The sequence below is a fragment of the Streptomyces sp. NPDC006393 genome (assembly GCF_040628575.1).
Taxonomy (GTDB): Bacteria; Actinomycetota; Actinomycetes; order Streptomycetales; family Streptomycetaceae; genus Streptomyces.
Genome location: NZ_JBEXZD010000002.1, coordinates 143,372 through 158,999 on the forward strand (window position 1 = coordinate 143,372; position 15,628 = coordinate 158,999).

The following is a 15,628-nucleotide window of genomic DNA, read 5'->3' on the forward strand; positions in this document are numbered from 1 at the left end:
CACGACCACGACCACGACCACGACCCAGGGTCCGCGCCCCTGCGGCGGACGCGAAGGACTCTGGTCGGCACAGGAGTTGCCCCGATGAACACCCAACCGGCGCTCGACACCGCCCCACTGGATCTCGCCGTCGCCGACCTGCGCGACCACGCGGAGTCCTGGACCCGGACGCCGCTGCCGGAACGGATCCGGCTGCTGGAGCGCCTGCTGCCGCGGATCGCCGACGGCGCCCGCGCGATGGTCGCCGACGCCGCCCGCGCCAAGGGCTACGAACCCACCTCGCCCTGGGCCGCCGAGGACTGGGTGACCGCCCCGTGGGCGCTGGCGCAGACCGTGAACGCCTACCTCCACGTGCTGCGCCGCCTGGCCGCCGGAAAGGACCCCCTGGCCCGCGGCGCGGTCCGCCGCCGCGACGGCCGCACCGTGGTCGACGTCTTCCCGGCCACGGCCTGGGACCGCCTGCTGCTCAACGGCTTCACCGCCGAGGTGTGGACCCGGCCCGGGACCACCCCGGAGCAGGTACGCGCCACAGCGGCCAGGGACTACCGGGTGCGCACGTGCGAGACCGGTGAGACGGGCGAGACGTGCAAGACCGGCGAGACGGCGGAGACTGCCGTGGCACTCGTGCTGGGCGCCGGCAACGTCCCGGCCATCACCCCGCTGGACGTCCTGCACAAGCTGTACGCGGAGGGGCAGGTCGTCATCGCCAAGATGAACCCGGTGAACGCCTACCTCCGCCCGCACTTCGAGAAGGTGTTCGCCGAGTTCGTCGACCGCGGCTGGGTCCGCTTCGTCGACGGCGGCGCCGCCGAGGGTGCGTACCTCAGCGCTCACAAGGACGTCGGCGCCATCCACGTCACGGGCAGCGAGCGCACGCACGACGCGATCGTCTGGGGGACGGACGAGCACGCGGCCCGGCGCCGTCGCGACGACACCCCGCTCAACGACAAGCCCTTCACCAGCGAGCTGGGCGGTGTCAGCCCCTGCATCGTGACTCCGGGCCCCTGGAGCGCGGCGGACCTCCGCTTCCAGGCCGAACACATCGTCACCAGCAAGATGAACAACTCCGGCCACAACTGCGTGGCCAGCCAGATCCTCGTCGTGCCCCGCGACTGGGACGGCACCGAACGGCTGCTCGGCGAGATCCGCCGGCTGCTGCGCGACCTCCCGCCGCGCCGCGACTACTACCCCGGCGCCGCCGAACGCCTGGACGCGGTGACGCGGACCCACCCCGAGGCGGAGACGCTCGGCGACGGCGACTGCCGCGTCCTCGTGCCGGACATCGTCGACTCCGACGACCCCCTGCTCACCGACGAGGTGTTCGCCAGCGCCCTCGGCGTCGTGCGCCTGCCGGGCTCGGACCCCGCGCGGTTCCTCCGGGCCGCGACACGGTTCGCCAACGAGAAACTGCCCGGCACCCTCGGCGCGACCCTGCTCGTCCACCCCGGAACCGAACGCGCGCACCGGGCGGCCGTGGACGAAGCCGTCGCCGCACTGCGCTACGGCACGCTCGGCGTCAACTGCTGGTCGGCGTTCGGCTTCCTCCTGGGCTACACACCGTGGGGTGCCTTCCCCGGCCACACCCGTCAGGAGATCGGCAGCGGCATCGGGTTCGTGCACAACGCGTTCATGCTGGACAGGGTGGAGAAGACCGTGCTGCGCGCGCCCTTCGCGCCGGCCCCGCGCGGCCTGTTCACCGGTTCCCCCTCCATGTCCCCCCGACCGCCGTACTTCGTCACCAACCGCACCGGCCGTACGACGATGGAGCGCCTGACGCGGTTCACGGCAGCCCCGCGGGTGACCAGGCTGCCGGGCATCTTCGCCTCGGCTCTACGAGGCTGATCACAGTTCCGTCAGGTCCGGGGGAGGGTGCGCGCCGCCGTGCGCCGGCCGTGTGACACCGACCGTTCCCTCCGACGGCGTACACCGGTCGGTACTCCCTCCAAGCTCCCTCCAACGGCGTACATCCGGTCGTGCGGGGCGCGCGGGCCGGGTGAGGGTGGCACTGGCCGTGCCGGTTCGCGCGGCCGGTCTTCGCCCGTCGCCCGCGAGGAGATCGAGATGCCCCGGAACAACGAAGCCAAGCCCGCGGAGCCTGGCATCGTGACGGCCAACGCCTCGGTGCGGCGCAGGTTCGCCTTCGACGACACGCGGGATCTGGAGGAGGCGCGGCGCGGCTTCATGGGCACGGCGCGGGAGACTGTGATCCGCGACGGCGACGGGCGCGTGGTGTGGGACCTGGGCGCCTACGGGTTCCTCGACCAGGAGTGCCCGGACACGGCGAATCCGAGCCTGTGGCGGCAGAGCCGGCTGTGCTGCGAGCACGGGCTGTTCGAGGTGACCGAGGGCATCTACCAGGTACGCGGCTTCGACCTGTCGAACATGACGATCGTCGAGGGCGAGCGCGGCGTCCTCGTCATCGACCCGCTGCTGTGCGCCGAGACCGCCGCGGCGGGACTGGCCCTGTACCGCGCCCACCGCGGGGACCGCCCGGTGACCGGCGTGCTGTACACGCACAGCCACGCCGACCACTTCGGAGGCGTGCGCGGGGTCGTCGGCGACGACGACATCGCACGTGGTGTGCCGGTGCTCGCCCCGCAGGGCTTTCTGAAGCACGCCGTCAGCGAGAACGTCTACGCCGGTACGGCCATGAACCGCCGTGCCGCCTACATGTACGGCGCCGCGCTGCCGAAGGGGGAGCGCGGGCAGCTCGGCGCGGGCCTGGGACAGACGACGTCGACCGGTACGGTCGGGCTGATCCCGCCGACGGTGGACATCACCCGCACCGGGCAGACGGAGACCGTCGACGGCATCCGGATGGTCTTCCAGCTCACGCCGGGCACCGAGGCGCCGGCGGAGCTGAACATCCACTTCCCCGACCACTCCGCGCTGTGCATGGCGGAGAACGCCACCCACAACCTGCACAACCTGCTGACCCTGCGGGGCGCCGAAGTCCGCGACCCGCGCGAGTGGGCCCGCTATCTCACCGAGGCCATCGGCCTGTTCGCAGGGTCGAGCGGCCTGGCCTTCGCCTCCCACCACTGGCCGGTCTGGGGCCGCGAGCGGGTCGTCACCTTCCTCACCGAGCAGCGCGACCTGTACGCCTACCTCCACGACCAGACGGTACGCATGCTCAACCAGGGCCTGACCGCAGCGGAGATCGCCGAGGAGATCCGGCTGCCCCCGGCGCTGGAGCGCGCCTGGCACACCCACGGCTACTACGGCTCGGTCAGCCACAACACCAAGGCGATCTACCAGCGCTATCTGGGCTGGTTCGACGGCAACCCGGCCCACCTGTGGGAGCATCCGCCGGTCGAAGCCGCGCACCGGTACGTGGAGTTCATGGGCGGCGCCGACGAGGTGGTGCGCCGGGCCCGCCGGTCCTTCGCCGACGGCGACTTCCGGTGGGTGGTACAGGTCGTCGACCACGTCCTGTTCGCCGACCCCCACCACGCCGAAGCACGCGCGCTCCAGGCCGACGCGCTGGAGCAGTTGGGATACGGCAGCGAGAACGGCACCTGGCGCAACTTCTTCCTCATGGGCGCCCTGGAGCTGCGCCACGGCTCGGTCGGCACGCCCACCGCCACCACCTCGCCCGATGTGCTGGCCGCGTTGTCGCTGGACCAGCTGTTCGACTCCCTGGCGATCCGGGTGGACGGCCCGCGCAGCTGGGACGCGGACATCACCGTCCGCTTCGACCTCACCGACGGCGAGCCGGTGACCCTCCGGCTGCGCAACGGCGTGCTCATCCACGTCACCGGCACAGGACCCGTCGCGGCCGACCCGGACGTCGAGATCACCCTCGCCGGGAGCGACCTGCGGGAGGTGCTGCTCGGTGCCGCCGACCCGGCCGGTCTGGCGGGTCGCGAGGGCGTCAAGGTCGTCGGCGACATCGGCAGGCTGACCGAACTCCTGGGGCACCTCGGCGCACCCGATCCCGACTTCGCGATCGTCACCCCGTGACGCGCGGGCCCGAGTCCTGCTGAGCGGCCCATGTTCCATTCCGGCACCCTCGTCCTGATCACGGCAGCGGCCGTCCTCGCGCCGGTCCTCGCGGAGGCGGCGGCGCGACGGATCCGTGTTCCGCTGGTCATCTTCGAGATCGCCCTCGGCATCGTGATCGGGCCCGCCGTCCTCGGCTGGGCGCGCCCGGACCACGTCATCGACGCGCTGTCCGACCTCGGCCTGGCGATGCTGATCTTCCTCGCCGGATACGAGATCGAGTTCGCCGCGGTGCGTGGGAGCACCCTGCGGCGTTCCCTCGGGGCCTGGCTGGTCTCCCTCGTCGTCGGTATCGGGCTGGGCTTCCTGGTCGGCGGCGGCGAGACCTACCCGGCGTTCGTCATCGGCACCGCCCTGACCAGTACGGCGCTGGGCACGGTGCTGCCGATCCTGCGGGATTCCGGGGACCTGCGCAGCCGCTTCGGCACCGTGATGTCGGCCTTCGGCGCGGTGGGGGAGTTCGGGCCGGTCGTGGCGATGGCGCTGCTGCTCAGCGGACGCAAGCCGGGCGTGTCGACGGCCCTGCTGGTCGTCTTCGCGGTGATCACGGCGGGCGCCGTCCTCTGGGCGCTGCGACCGCGCCGGCCCTGGTTCTCCCGGCTCATCGACACGACGCTGCACAGCAGCGGGCAGTTCGCGGTCCGCTTCGTCGTGCTGCTTTTGGCGGGCATGCTCGCCCTCGCGCAGGCGTTCGGCCTGGACATCCTGCTCGGCGCCTTCGCCGCCGGAGTCCTCACCCGGCTGGTGCTGCACGGCGCGTCGCCCGCGCACAGTGCGGAGGTCTTCGGCAAGGTCGAGGCCCTGGGCTTCGGTTTCCTCGTGCCGCTGTTCTACGTGGTCACCGGCATCGAGTTCGACCTGCGCGCCCTGCTGCACGACGGGCGCGCCCTCGTCCTGGTGCCGGTGTTCCTGCTGCTGTTCCTGCTGGTGAGGGGCGGCCCGGTGTACCTGCTCGCGCCGCGCGACCTCGGGGCCCGCGACCGTACGGCACTCACCCTGTTCGCCTCGACCTGCCTGCCGCTGGTCGTGGCGATCACGACCATCGGGGTCGACCAGAAGGTCCTCGGCAGGGACCAGGCGGCCGCACTGGTCGGCGCCGCGATGATCTCCGTACTGGTCCTGCCGCTGCCGGCGATGCGGCTGCGCGCGGACGGCGGACGCAAGCCGGTGTCAGTGTCCTCGGCGGAGTCGGAGGCGTGGTGACGGGGGGCGTCACTCCGTGAAGACCTCACGCAGCTTCGTTTCCCGCTCGCTGTTCAGGTGCCCTCCATCCCTGGGTGGAGGTGGGAGGCGGTCTCTCCATCGACCCGTGGGTGGTGGTGATCCACTGCGTGCGCGGAGCACGCTTGAGGCATGGGTTCTCTGCACTCGGCAGTCGTCGTGGTCATCGGCGTCTGCGTCGTCGTCTTCGTCGCGGCCTGGATCCTGGGCGCCGTCTACTTCGGCGTGCAGAGCCGGGCAGGTTCGCGCGCCTGGCTGCGTGGGCTGCGGGGCACCCTGCCGCGCCGGCTGCTGCTGATCGCGGGCGCCCTCGCCTTCTACGTCCTGGTGGGGCGGTCCCGGCACTTCTGGCGCCATCTGCGGTACTGGCAGCCCGAACTGGCGCTTGTGGGCGCCCTGCTCGCCGTCGCCGCCACCGCCTGGCTGCTGTGGGCCCGCTGGGTGCTGGGCACGATGTGGGCGAGCGTCCCCCTGGTCAAGGAGCATCACGAGCTACGGACGGACGGGCCCTACCGGCTGGTGCGCCACCCCATCTACACCGGGCTGCTCGGTCTGATCGCCGGTGCCACGTTGGCCTGCGGCTTCGGCGTCTGGACCGCCTTCCTGGTGGTCGCCGTCCCCTGGCTGCTGTGGCGGGTCCGGGTCGAGGACGGCCTGATGGCCCGGCGGTTCGGCGCCTCGTACGACACCTACCGCGCCGGCGTCCCGGCACTGATCCCCCGAATACGTCCCGCCCGGTTCGGCGGGCTCCACGCCGGCGGCGAGCAACGGTAGGCCGGTCCGTGTCCGGGAGGCCGGTCCCTGCGGGGGGGCGTCGCGGGAGGGCCGTCGCGGGCTTGCGCCGTGCTCAGGGCAGCAGTGACCGGAGCGCCAGGTCGGTCACGTCCGCCTCGACTCGGTCGCGCTCGGGAACGACGGCCGCGCGGAAGGACCGGCTCGCCAGCAGGGAGACCAGCCACCAGGCCGCGGTCCGCGGGTCGACGTCGTCCCGGACGTCCCCGGCGGCCTGACCACGGCGCAGCAACTGGGCGAGCGCTTCGACGAGCTGCTGGTGGACTTCGCGGAGGGCGGTCCCGAGTTCCGCGTCGTGGGCCAGTCCGGCGGCGTCCGCGAAGAGGAAGCCGTGCGAGCCGGGCTGGTGGAAGCGGTCCATGTGGGCCGGATCGAGGAAGGCCGCCAGCACGCCGGGCACCGGGCGCCCCGCGTCGGCGGCCTGGTGCAGGAGGGCGGACACCGCCTGTGTGGCGTGGTCGAGGACCGCGCGGTACAGGGCGGACTTGGAACCGAAGTTCTGGAAGACGACCGGTTCCGAGACACCCACCCGACGGGCGATCTCGGAGACCTTGCCTCGCTGGTAGCCGGTCTCGGCGAAGACCTCCGCCGCCGCGGCGAGGATCGTCGCACGGCGTTCGGCCGCGGGCAGGCGCTTGCGCGTCCGGGGACGGGAGTCGGTCACGCCTGACATCGTACGCGGCCCCTTGCCAGCTTTCTTAGTCGCGGCTAAGTTGGAATGTGCTTAGTCGTCACTAAGTTATGGAGGAGGGTCATGCCCCTCGGACATCTCATGCAGGGCAAGCCACGCGCGGACACACCGGGCGTCACGATCGCCACCCCGCGCGCGTACGAGCTGTTCGGCGGCCTCTGCTTCGCCGGCCGCCGCCGCGCGGCCTTCGCCCGCCTCGCCGGGCTCAGCGGGGCCGAGCCCGGCGACCGCGTCCTGGACGTGGGCTGCGGCACCGGCTGCCTGACCCGGCACATGGCCGCCCGGGTCGGCCCGGACGGCGCGGTGACCGGCGTGGATCCGTCGCCGCCGGTCCTGGCCTACGCCCGGCGCAGGAGGCAGCGGCCGGGCAGCGCCCTCTGCACCTACCGGGAAGGGATCGCCGAGTCCCTCGACCTGCCGGACGCCTCCTTCGACACGGTCGTCACCAGCCTGATGCTGCACCACCTCCCGGAACACCTCCGGCCGGAGGCGCTGCGGGAGATGTACCGGGTGCTGCGGCCCGGCGGGAGGCTGCTGGTCGTCGAATTCCGCCCGCCGAAGAGCCGGCTCGGCCGGCACCTGGTGCACGGCGCGACGAGCCACGCCATGTCCCACAACCGGGTCGACCTGCTCGACGGACTGATCGCGGACGCCGGCTTCGACGTGCGCGGCGGCGGCGACGTACGGCCGTGGCTGTGCTACGTGCAGGCGGTGCGACCGGGAGCGGCGGATCCGGCCCAGCGGTGACGGAACGAGCGGGGTGCGCGGCGGGGCGGTGCACGGCCTGCTCGTGTGAGCCCTGTACGCGCCCCCGCCGGGACGGCGAAGATGCGCCCTGTCGGCGGGCACCGGTACCGGTCAGCGCCCGTCCGTCCACCGTCCAACTCCCCCAGGAAGGCAGGTCGGTCGAGGTGCTGTTGCGGTTGCCCACGTCCGTGACCGAAGCGCAGGAATGCCTGGCCGAGGGCGCCGTCCCGATCGGCGGGGCGACACTCGTGTGGGCCACCTGGCAGCGCGACGGCTTCCCCGAGCGGGCCATGTCGCTGCGGGAGCTGCCGGAGGCCAACGTCATCGGGCCGGAGGCGCTGGGCGCCGCGGTGGTGCTGAACCGGATCGACGACCGAATACCGGAGGTGCTGCGCCGGGCCGCCGGCTCGGTGGGGACCGGGGCCGTGCGCCGCACCGCGACGGTCGGCGGCAACATCGTCGGCAGCACGCTGCGCTGTCTGCTGCCCGCGGCCCTGGTCCTCGACGCCCGCGCGACGGTGCTGGAGTCCGACGGGCCGCACGAGACCGATCTGACCGAGGTGCTGGCCAAGCGTCCGCTCCTGCTCGGCCTGCGCTGGCACCGGCCGATCGCCAGTGCCTACCGCAAACTGCCGGGTGAGGCGGGCGGACCGCCCCCGCTCGTCGTCGCCGCCGCGCTGCACGACGACGGCAGCGGACGGCACCGCCTCCGTGTCGCCGTCCGCGACGGGTATGACGTGCTCAGTGGCGACACCCTGTGCGACACAGGCGCAGGCACCGACGCCGAGCAGATTCTGCACGCGCTGAAGAACACGGCTCTTGGCGACCTTACCGCCGCCGCATGGGAGGTCGTCGGTCGGCAGGTCGGCAACCTCCTGAGGTGCCCCGGAAGCCACTGAGGACTCAGCAGCGGGCCGGTGGCAGCGCGCCGTCCTCTCCCTGGACGGTCACTTCCGCGGTGCCGTCGCTGCCCTGCGCGAACGCGGCCGTACACACCAGCTGACGCACCGCCGGCTTCCCGAGCGGCCGAACGGCGAGCGGGAGGACGATCCGCACCTTGCCGGGGCCGGTCGACACCCCCATCGAGCCGTTCAACTTCGGCAGCTCCGTGCGGAGCCCGGCCGCGCGGTCGTCCGCCTGCGGACCGGCGAACAGCGCGGTGATGGCCGTCGGCACGTCCACCGGTTCGGTACCGCCAGGGAGATCGTAGCCCTTACTGAACCGGACCACCGGCGTCAAGCGCTCTTCGGTCGAGAGGAAGAAGAGGAAGTACTGCCCCTTGGGATCGGCGGCCATGACAGTGGCGGGCCCACCGACCTCGATGACACCGGTCTTCTGCACTCCGCAGCCGGTGAGCAGGGTGGCCGCCGTGGCGCAGGCCGCGACGGCCCGGCCCACGGCGGTGCACGGAAACTTCACCCCGTCGCCTCCTCGCTCGTCAGGGGCATGGTCACGGTGAACACGGCGCCGCCCGCCGGGCCGTTCGCGGCCCGGACCGTGCCGCCGTGCAGCCGCACGTTCTCCAGGGTGATGGCGAGGCCGAGTCCGCTGCCTGCCGAGCGGGTACGGGCCGCGTCCGCCTTGTAGAAGCGCTCGAAGATGTGCGGCAGCGCATCCGCGGGGATACCCGGGCCGCTGTCTTCGACCTCCGTGACGAGCCAGACCGCGCCACGGTTCCCGGCTGGCCCGTTCCCGTACGACTCGGTGCGCAGCCGCACCGTGACGGGCGCGCTGCCATGCCGGAGCGCGTTGCCGACGAGGTTGGCGACGACGACGTCGAAGCGCTTGGGGTCGAGCCGTGCCCTGATGCCTTCGGGCAGGTCGGTGACGACCTGTGCGGGATCGGTCCAGTGACGGCTCGTCAGGGTCTTGCGGATGGCCTGGGCCACGTCCACCTCGTCGGCGTTCAGCTCGGCGGCCCGAGCGTCGAAGCGTGAGATCTCCATCAGGTCCTCGACGAGGACGGCCAGCTTGCCCGTCTCGGCGCTGATCAGCCGTACGGCCGCGGCGGTGTCGGGGGCGAGACGGGCGGCGTCCTCGTCCAGAACCTCGGTGACGGCGAGCATTCCGGCGAGCGGGGTGCGCAGTTCGTGGGAGACATCGGAGGCGAAGCGCCGGGCGCGCTCCTCGGCCGCGCGGAGTTCGCCGACGGTCCGCTCCAGCTCGATCGCCGACTCGTTGAAGGTGCGGGCCAGGTCCGCGAGTTCGTCGCTGCCCTTGACCGGGATCCTGGTGTCGAGCCGACCACTGCCCATGTTCCGTGCGGCCTTCCGCAGGTCGCGGACCGGGCGCAGCACGCTGCGGGCGGCCAGAAGCGCCGGGACGATTGCCACCGCGAGCCCCGGGAACGCACCGTCCCGGGCCGCGGTGACCATGGCCCGGACCTGGATCTCCTCCTGGTCCAGCCGCATCACGGCGTACACCACGAGCCCGGTGGGCCGCGCCGTCTTCCCGGCCCGGAAGACAGTCGGCATGGCGACGGTCAGATACGGGATGCCGCCCTTGTCGACCCGCTGGAAGGCGCCACGGGGGTTGGCGAGCGCGGCCTCGCGCAGTGCGGGGCTGATCACGGTGGAGACGGGGCTGGTCCCGGAGGAGACCCGGACCGATCCGTACTCGGCGAACACCACCCAGGTACGGGGCTTGCCCTGCTGGGCGATCGCAAGCAACTGCTCCCGGAGGCTCTGGGTCTCGACGGGCAGGGAGGTGCCCAGCCGCTGGACCCGGTCGCGGAGGGAGGAGACGGCCGTGTCCTGGGCCTGCTTGAGGATCGCCGTGCGCGCCGCACGGTAGGCCAGGGTCGCGGTGGTCGCGGCGCTGATGGCGGCCACCAGCAGAAAGGCGAGCACCAGTCGGGTACGCAGCCCGATTCGGGCTTTCCGGCGGCTCATCACGTGTCACAGGGGCCCGAAGCGGTAGCCGAAGCCCCGCACCGTCTGGATGTACCGGGGGCTCCCGGGCTGGTCCTCGATCTTGTTGCGCAGCCGCCGCACGCACGCGTCGACCAGGCGCGCGTCGCCGTGGTAGCTGTGCTCCCAGACCTGTTCGAGCAACTGCTGGCGGCTGAAGACCTGTTCGGGCGCGGCCGACAGGTACAGCAGCAGCTTGAGCTCGGAGGGCGCCAGCGCCATGCGTTCCCCGGCCTTGGCGACGTTCAGCCCGGCACGGTCGATCGCGAGGTCGCCGTGGAACTCCACGGCGGTGCGTCCGGCCGGTTCGTCGATGCGGCGCAGCACGGCCCGGATGCGGGCCTCGATGACCTCCGTGCGGGCGGGCTTGACGATGTAGTCGTCGGCGCCGGCCTCCAGCCCGACCACGACGTCGAAGTCGTCACCGCGAGCGGTGAGCATGATGATCGGCAGCTGACCGGCCTCGCGCACCCGCCGGCAGACCTGTACCCCGTTCATACCGGGCAGCATGAGGTCGAGGAGCAGCAGGTCCGGCCGGAACTCCCCGATGGCCGCGAGCCCGGCCTCCCCGGTGGGGGCGGTGCGCACCTCGTGCCCGCGGCGGCGCAGGCCGAGGCCGATCCCCTCCCGGACGGAGGGATCGTCTTCGATCAGCAGGACACGTGGCATATGCAGATTATTCCATTCGGTCGAACGGCGAAGGTCCACGGCCAGAAGGCAGAGGAAAGTAGCGAAAGAGAGCAAAAGCGCGAAGAAAACGGCAGGTGGTGACGGGCACAGGCAGGAAGCGCAGGCAGAAGGAGGCGTGAGGCGGTCACCGGGGCGTCGCGTCACCTTGGGCGGCGCAGTCTGCTTCGGCGGCGCAGCCTGCGCAGCACCACCCCGAGACCCGCCTCCAGCTCCGCCAGCCGCAGCGGGCGGGCCAGCAGTGCGAAGACCGTCAGGATCGCCGCGGCGCCGGCGGCCACCGCCGCGAGCGGGCCGAAGGCCGCCGCCCGCCCGGCCACGAGGTGACCGAGCAGGACGGCCGGGATCGCGGCCACCGTCAGCCGCGCCTGCGCGGTCGCGGCGTGCGAGCGCCACGGCGAACGCCGTGTCTCGCCCTCCGCCGGTGCCGCGAGCCTTCGGTCCAGTACGAACCCCGTGACCGCCCACCCCGCGAACAGCGCCACCGAGTACGCCCCCGCCATGCCGGTGACCGCCCAGCGCGCCGGGAGCAGCAGACAGGCGACCGTGGACAGGCCCGCGTTGAGGCCCGCGATGACCAGGTTCAGCAGGAAGGGCGTACGGGTGTCGGAGAGGGCGTAGAAGGCGCGCGCGAGGACGTACTGCCCGGAGAAGGCGACCAGTCCCGGCGCGAACGCCGTCAACGCCCCGGCCATGACCGTGATGTCGTCGGCGCCGGTCCTGCCGTACTGGAAGGCGACCGCCATGACCGGCCCGGCGACCGCCCCGAGCACGCACGCGGCGGGCACGACGGCGGCGGCGCTGTGGCGCAGGGCGGAGGAGACGTCCCGCCGCAGGGCCGCGGTGTCGCCGTCTGCCGCCGACCGGCTCATCCGCGGCATCAGCGCGGTGACCAGGGAGACGGTCACGATGCCGTGCGGCACGGCCCACAGCAGGTACGCGTTGCCGTACGCGCTGAATCCCGCCCCGCCGTCGATGCCCTCGGCCGCGGCGCGCTCTCCGGCCGTGGTCGCCAGGCGGGTCACCACCCAGTAGGCGAGCTGGTTGGTGAACACGAGCAGCATCAGCCAGCCGGCCGAGCGCAGCGGCCGGGACAGCCCGCTGCCCCGCCAGTCGAACCTGGGCCGCCAGCGCAGGCGCGCCGCGCGCAGGGACGGCAGCAGCGCCAGCGTCTGGGCGACGATGCCGGCCGTGGTGCCCCAGCCGAGCAGCTCGGTCTCACCGGAAGTGAGCGTCCCGCCGGTGCCGGCCGTCACCAGGTACAGGCCGAAGGCGGCGATGACGACGACGTTGTTGAGCACTGGCGCCCACATCATGGCGCCGAACCGGCTCCGGGCGTTCAGCACCTGCCCCAGCAGGGTGAACAGGCCGAGGAAGAAGATCTGCGGCAGACAGCAGCGGGCGAAGACGACCGTCGTCGCGGCCTGCGCCCCGCCGTAGTCGGTGTACGCCGCCACGATCGCGGGCGCGGCCCACACCGCCGCGGCCGTCAGCAGCAACAGCACGGCCGTGCAGAGCGTGAGCAGACGGTCGGTGTACGCGGCCCCGCCGTCCTCGTGCTCGCCCGCGGCCCTGACGAGTTCGGGGACGAACACGGCGTTGAGCGCGCCGCCGAGGAGCAGTGTGTAGACGATGGTGGGAACGGTGTTGCCGACCGCGTAGCCGTCCGCGGCCGGGCCCACGCCCAGCGCGGCGGCGACCACCGCGGAGCGTACGAACCCGGTGGCCCGCGAGACGAGGGACCCCGAGGCCATGAGCGCACCGCTGCGCAGCGTCGAGTCGGGGCGGCGGTGCGCGCGCCGCCCGGGCGCCGTGACGGTGCTCATCGGCGGGCCAGGTACATCTGGAAGGCGCGGTACAGCGTGTGGTTGGCGGTGCCGCCGAGCGGAGTCTCCCACTCGCCCAGCGTCTCCACGACCTGGCCTCCGGTGCCGAGCTTCCAGCGCAGCAGCCCGAACGGGCGGTCGCAGGGGTCGAGCGAGGCGGGCACGCCCCGCATGTCGTAGACCTCCGCGCCCCGGGCGTGGGCGTCGAGCATCATGCGCCATTGCAGGGCGTTGGACGGCCGTACCTCCCGCCGGTGGTCGGCTGAGGCCCCGGTCTGGTACCAGACCCGGCGCCCCACCGTGATCATGGTGTGCGCGGCCAGGATCTCGCCCTGGTGGCGGGCGAGGTAGAGCCGCATACGGCCCGGCTCCTCGGCGTTGAGGGCCGCGTACTGGCGCTCGTAGTACGTCAGGGAGCGGCCGAGACGGAATCCGTCGCGTTCCTCGGTGATGCGCAACAGCCGGAAGAATTCGGGGAGTTCGGCGGCGCCGCCCTCCGTCACCTCGACGCCCGACCGTTGGGCCCGGCGTATGTTGCGCCGCCACTCCTGGTTGAGCCCGGACCACAGGTCTTCGGTGCCGCGTCCGGCGAGCGGCACCTGGAACACGTAGCGGGGCTGCGCGTCGCCGTCGCCGTCGTCGCCGCCGCAGCGACGCCAGCCGCGGGCCCGCAGCCGTTCGGCCACGGCGGCGCCCAGCGGATCGACCTCGCTGGCCAGCACGTCGGTCACCCGCCGCCCGGGTCCGGTCGCCGTCTTGAGCGTGGCGGCGTCCCACCGGCGGTAGGCGGGCGAGGGCCCGATGCGCACGGCGAACGCGCCCGCGCCGCGCAGATGGCGCAGCAACGGGCCCAGCCAGGCGTCGAGGTCCGGGTCGCTCCAGTCGGCGACCGGGCCCTCGGGCAGATACGCGAAGTACTTGCGGGTGCCGGGGAGCTGACGCAGCAGCACCAGCGCCACGCCGCTCAGCTCGCCGGCACCGGATCCGGTCCTCGGCCCCCAGCCGAGCAGCCGGGCGTGCCAGCCGTCCTTGACCGCGGCCCAGGACGGGCACTGGAGAAAACCGGGGTTCAGGGCGGAGCCGGTGCGCGAGGTGAGGAAGGCCCGGTACGCCTCGGCGGAGACGGGCTCCAGCCGCATGTCCTTCCGGTCACAGCCTGCTGTCGTGAGCAGCGCGGACACTGCGCCTCCTCGGGGTGCGGTCGTGGTGGTGCGGGAAACGGGAACCGGCCGGTGCGGCACGGGATGCGCCGAAGATTCACAGGCGTCCGTGACCGCGTCGCGCGCCGAATGTGACCGGACGATGACCGTTCCTCTGCAACGGCGGTCACACGGGCAGGAGGCCGCCTTCCAGCGGGTTCTCGCCGCCTAGAGTCACCGGCGTCCCGCCGTGGACTTCCCCTTCACCCCTCTTCCGCCCCTTCCACTTCCTTCCGCCCCTTCCACTTCCTTCCAGTCCCTTTCACGGAGGCATTCGTTGAGCGAGATACCTGTCCGAGGCATACGTCCGGGCTCCGCGCGGATACGCAGGACCGGCGGCGCGGCGGCCGTGGCGCTGCTGAACACCGCGCTGCTGGCCGCGGCGCTCTCCGCCTGTTCCGCCGGGCACCCGGCCACGGCGGGGGCGGTCGCGAAAGGGGACGGCGGACGTGCCGACGACCGCCCGGCCACGGTCACGGTGACACCCCACGGCACCCGGGCCGAGCCCGGTGAGCCGGTCACCGTCACCGCGCGGGGCGGCACCCTCACCTCCGTCACCGTCACCGACGCACGGGGCGGCCACCTCACCGGCGGACTGTCGCGCGACGGCCGCAGCTGGACCTCCGACCGCAACGCCGCGCCCGGCACCGCGTACACGGTGACGGCGCGGACGCGCACCGAGGAGGGCACGACGGGCGACGCGCACGCGTCGTTCACGACGGAGGCGGCCGGCCTCGTCAACAAGGTGGACTGGCGGCCGGGCGACGCCACCACGGTCGGTGTGGCCCAGCCGATCTCCCTGGTCTTCGACCGCCCCGTCCGCGACAAGGCGGCGGTGGAGCGGCAGCTCAAGGTCACCACCTCGAACCACACGGAGGGTTCATGGGGCTGGATGAAGGACTGGTCGGGCAAGGACCGGGTGGACTGGCGACCCAAGGAGTACTGGCGGCCCGGAACCCGGGTTTCCCTGGACGCCCGGCTGAACGGCACCGACTCCGGCACGGACGGCGGCTGGTTCGTCCGCGACTACCACCTCCGCTTCACCGTCGGCGCACGGCAGATCTTCAAGGTCGACCTCGACCGCAAGCGGCTCACCGTGGAACGCGACGGCCGGACGGCACGGACCTTCCTGGTGTCCGGCGGCATCCCCGGTCCCGAGACGGGCTCCTGGCGCGGCACGGAGGTGGTGATGGCGAAGGAGGGCACGATCCGGATGAACTCCGAGACCGTGGGCCTGGGCAATGCCTACGACCAGGACGTCGACTACGCGATGCGCCTGACCTGGTCGGGTACGTACGTCCACGCCGCACCCTGGAACGCCCGCTGGTTCGGCCGGGCCAACAAGAGCCACGGCTGCATCAACCTGAGCGACGCCGACGCCCGCTGGCTCTTCGAACACGCCGGCGTCGGCGACCCGTTCGAGGTCACCGGGGCGGAGACCAAGGGCACCGTGGCCGTGAACAACGGCCTGGGCGACTGGAACGTCGGCTGGGACGACTGGCGCGCCCGCAGCGCCCTGCACTGAGGCCGGGCGCCGGGCGGGCGCGCGTCGTC

General features: G+C 72.7%; 13 protein-coding genes. 7 read left to right on the forward strand and 6 right to left on the reverse strand.

What is annotated here, in order from left to right; genetic code table 11:
• Positions 1 to 84: 84 nt before the first annotated feature.
• The 4 genes from ABZ484_RS01680 to ABZ484_RS01695 all read left to right on the forward strand — a co-directional run bounded on the left by ABZ484_RS01680 (position 85) and on the right by ABZ484_RS01695 (position 5,997).
• On the forward strand, positions 85 to 1,842 hold the full coding sequence (locus ABZ484_RS01680) for an aldehyde dehydrogenase family protein (RefSeq protein ID WP_358863886.1): 1,758 nt from the start codon (positions 85 to 87) through the stop codon (positions 1,840 to 1,842).
• 219 nt (positions 1,843 to 2,061) lie between these two features.
• On the forward strand, positions 2,062 to 3,963 hold the full coding sequence (locus ABZ484_RS01685; RefSeq protein ID WP_358863887.1) for an alkyl sulfatase dimerization domain-containing protein: 1,902 nt from the start codon (positions 2,062 to 2,064) through the stop codon (positions 3,961 to 3,963).
• Positions 3,964 to 3,993: 30 nt separating this feature from the next.
• Complete coding sequence (locus tag ABZ484_RS01690; protein ID WP_358863888.1) at positions 3,994 to 5,205, forward strand: cation:proton antiporter; 1,212 nt, start codon at positions 3,994 to 3,996, stop codon at positions 5,203 to 5,205.
• Positions 5,206 to 5,355: 150 nt separating this feature from the next.
• Positions 5,356 to 5,997, forward strand: a complete 642-nt coding sequence (locus ABZ484_RS01695; protein WP_358863889.1) for an isoprenylcysteine carboxylmethyltransferase family protein — start codon at positions 5,356 to 5,358, stop codon at positions 5,995 to 5,997.
• A gap of 73 nt (positions 5,998 to 6,070) precedes the next feature.
• Here ABZ484_RS01695 and ABZ484_RS01700 read toward each other — a convergent pair whose 3' ends face one another.
• Positions 6,071 to 6,679, reverse strand: coding sequence for a TetR/AcrR family transcriptional regulator (locus tag ABZ484_RS01700; protein ID WP_358863890.1), 609 nt, complete (start codon positions 6,677 to 6,679; stop codon positions 6,071 to 6,073).
• Between the two features lie 90 nt (positions 6,680 to 6,769).
• On the opposite strand from ABZ484_RS01700, the gene ABZ484_RS01705 reads away from it, so the two are divergent.
• Both ABZ484_RS01705 and ABZ484_RS01710 read left to right on the forward strand, forming a co-directional pair.
• Positions 6,770 to 7,453, forward strand: a complete 684-nt coding sequence (locus ABZ484_RS01705) for a methyltransferase domain-containing protein (protein WP_358863891.1) — start codon at positions 6,770 to 6,772, stop codon at positions 7,451 to 7,453.
• Between the two features lie 164 nt (positions 7,454 to 7,617).
• Complete coding sequence (locus ABZ484_RS01710; protein ID WP_358863892.1) at positions 7,618 to 8,352, forward strand: FAD binding domain-containing protein; 735 nt, start codon at positions 7,618 to 7,620, stop codon at positions 8,350 to 8,352.
• A gap of 4 nt (positions 8,353 to 8,356) precedes the next feature.
• Here ABZ484_RS01710 and ABZ484_RS01715 read toward each other — a convergent pair whose 3' ends face one another.
• From ABZ484_RS01715 to ABZ484_RS01735, 5 genes are all read right to left on the reverse strand, one after another.
• Entirely contained in the window at positions 8,357 to 8,872 is a 516-nt protein-coding gene (locus ABZ484_RS01715; RefSeq protein WP_358863893.1) for a hypothetical protein, read from the reverse strand.
• Positions 8,869 to 10,344, reverse strand: coding sequence for a HAMP domain-containing sensor histidine kinase (locus ABZ484_RS01720; RefSeq protein WP_358863894.1), 1,476 nt, complete (start codon positions 10,342 to 10,344; stop codon positions 8,869 to 8,871). Before ABZ484_RS01720 ends, ABZ484_RS01715 begins: the two co-directional genes overlap by 4 nt.
• Before the next feature lie 6 nt (positions 10,345 to 10,350).
• Positions 10,351 to 11,031 (reverse strand): response regulator transcription factor, encoded by a 681-nt coding sequence (locus ABZ484_RS01725; RefSeq protein WP_358863895.1) that lies wholly within the window; start codon positions 11,029 to 11,031, stop codon positions 10,351 to 10,353.
• 161 nt (positions 11,032 to 11,192) lie between these two features.
• Complete coding sequence (murJ, locus tag ABZ484_RS01730; protein ID WP_358863896.1) at positions 11,193 to 12,875, reverse strand: murein biosynthesis integral membrane protein MurJ; 1,683 nt, start codon at positions 12,873 to 12,875, stop codon at positions 11,193 to 11,195.
• A complete protein-coding gene (locus tag ABZ484_RS01735) occupies positions 12,872 to 14,014 on the reverse strand; it encodes a peptidoglycan bridge formation glycyltransferase FemA/FemB family protein (protein WP_358863956.1) in 1,143 nt (380 codons plus the stop codon). Before ABZ484_RS01735 ends, murJ begins: the two co-directional genes overlap by 4 nt.
• 382 nt (positions 14,015 to 14,396) lie before the next feature.
• Between ABZ484_RS01735 and ABZ484_RS01740 the strand changes: the two genes are divergently transcribed.
• Complete coding sequence (locus tag ABZ484_RS01740) at positions 14,397 to 15,599, forward strand: Ig-like domain-containing protein (RefSeq protein ID WP_358863957.1); 1,203 nt, start codon at positions 14,397 to 14,399, stop codon at positions 15,597 to 15,599.
• Positions 15,600 to 15,628 lie beyond the last annotated feature (29 nt).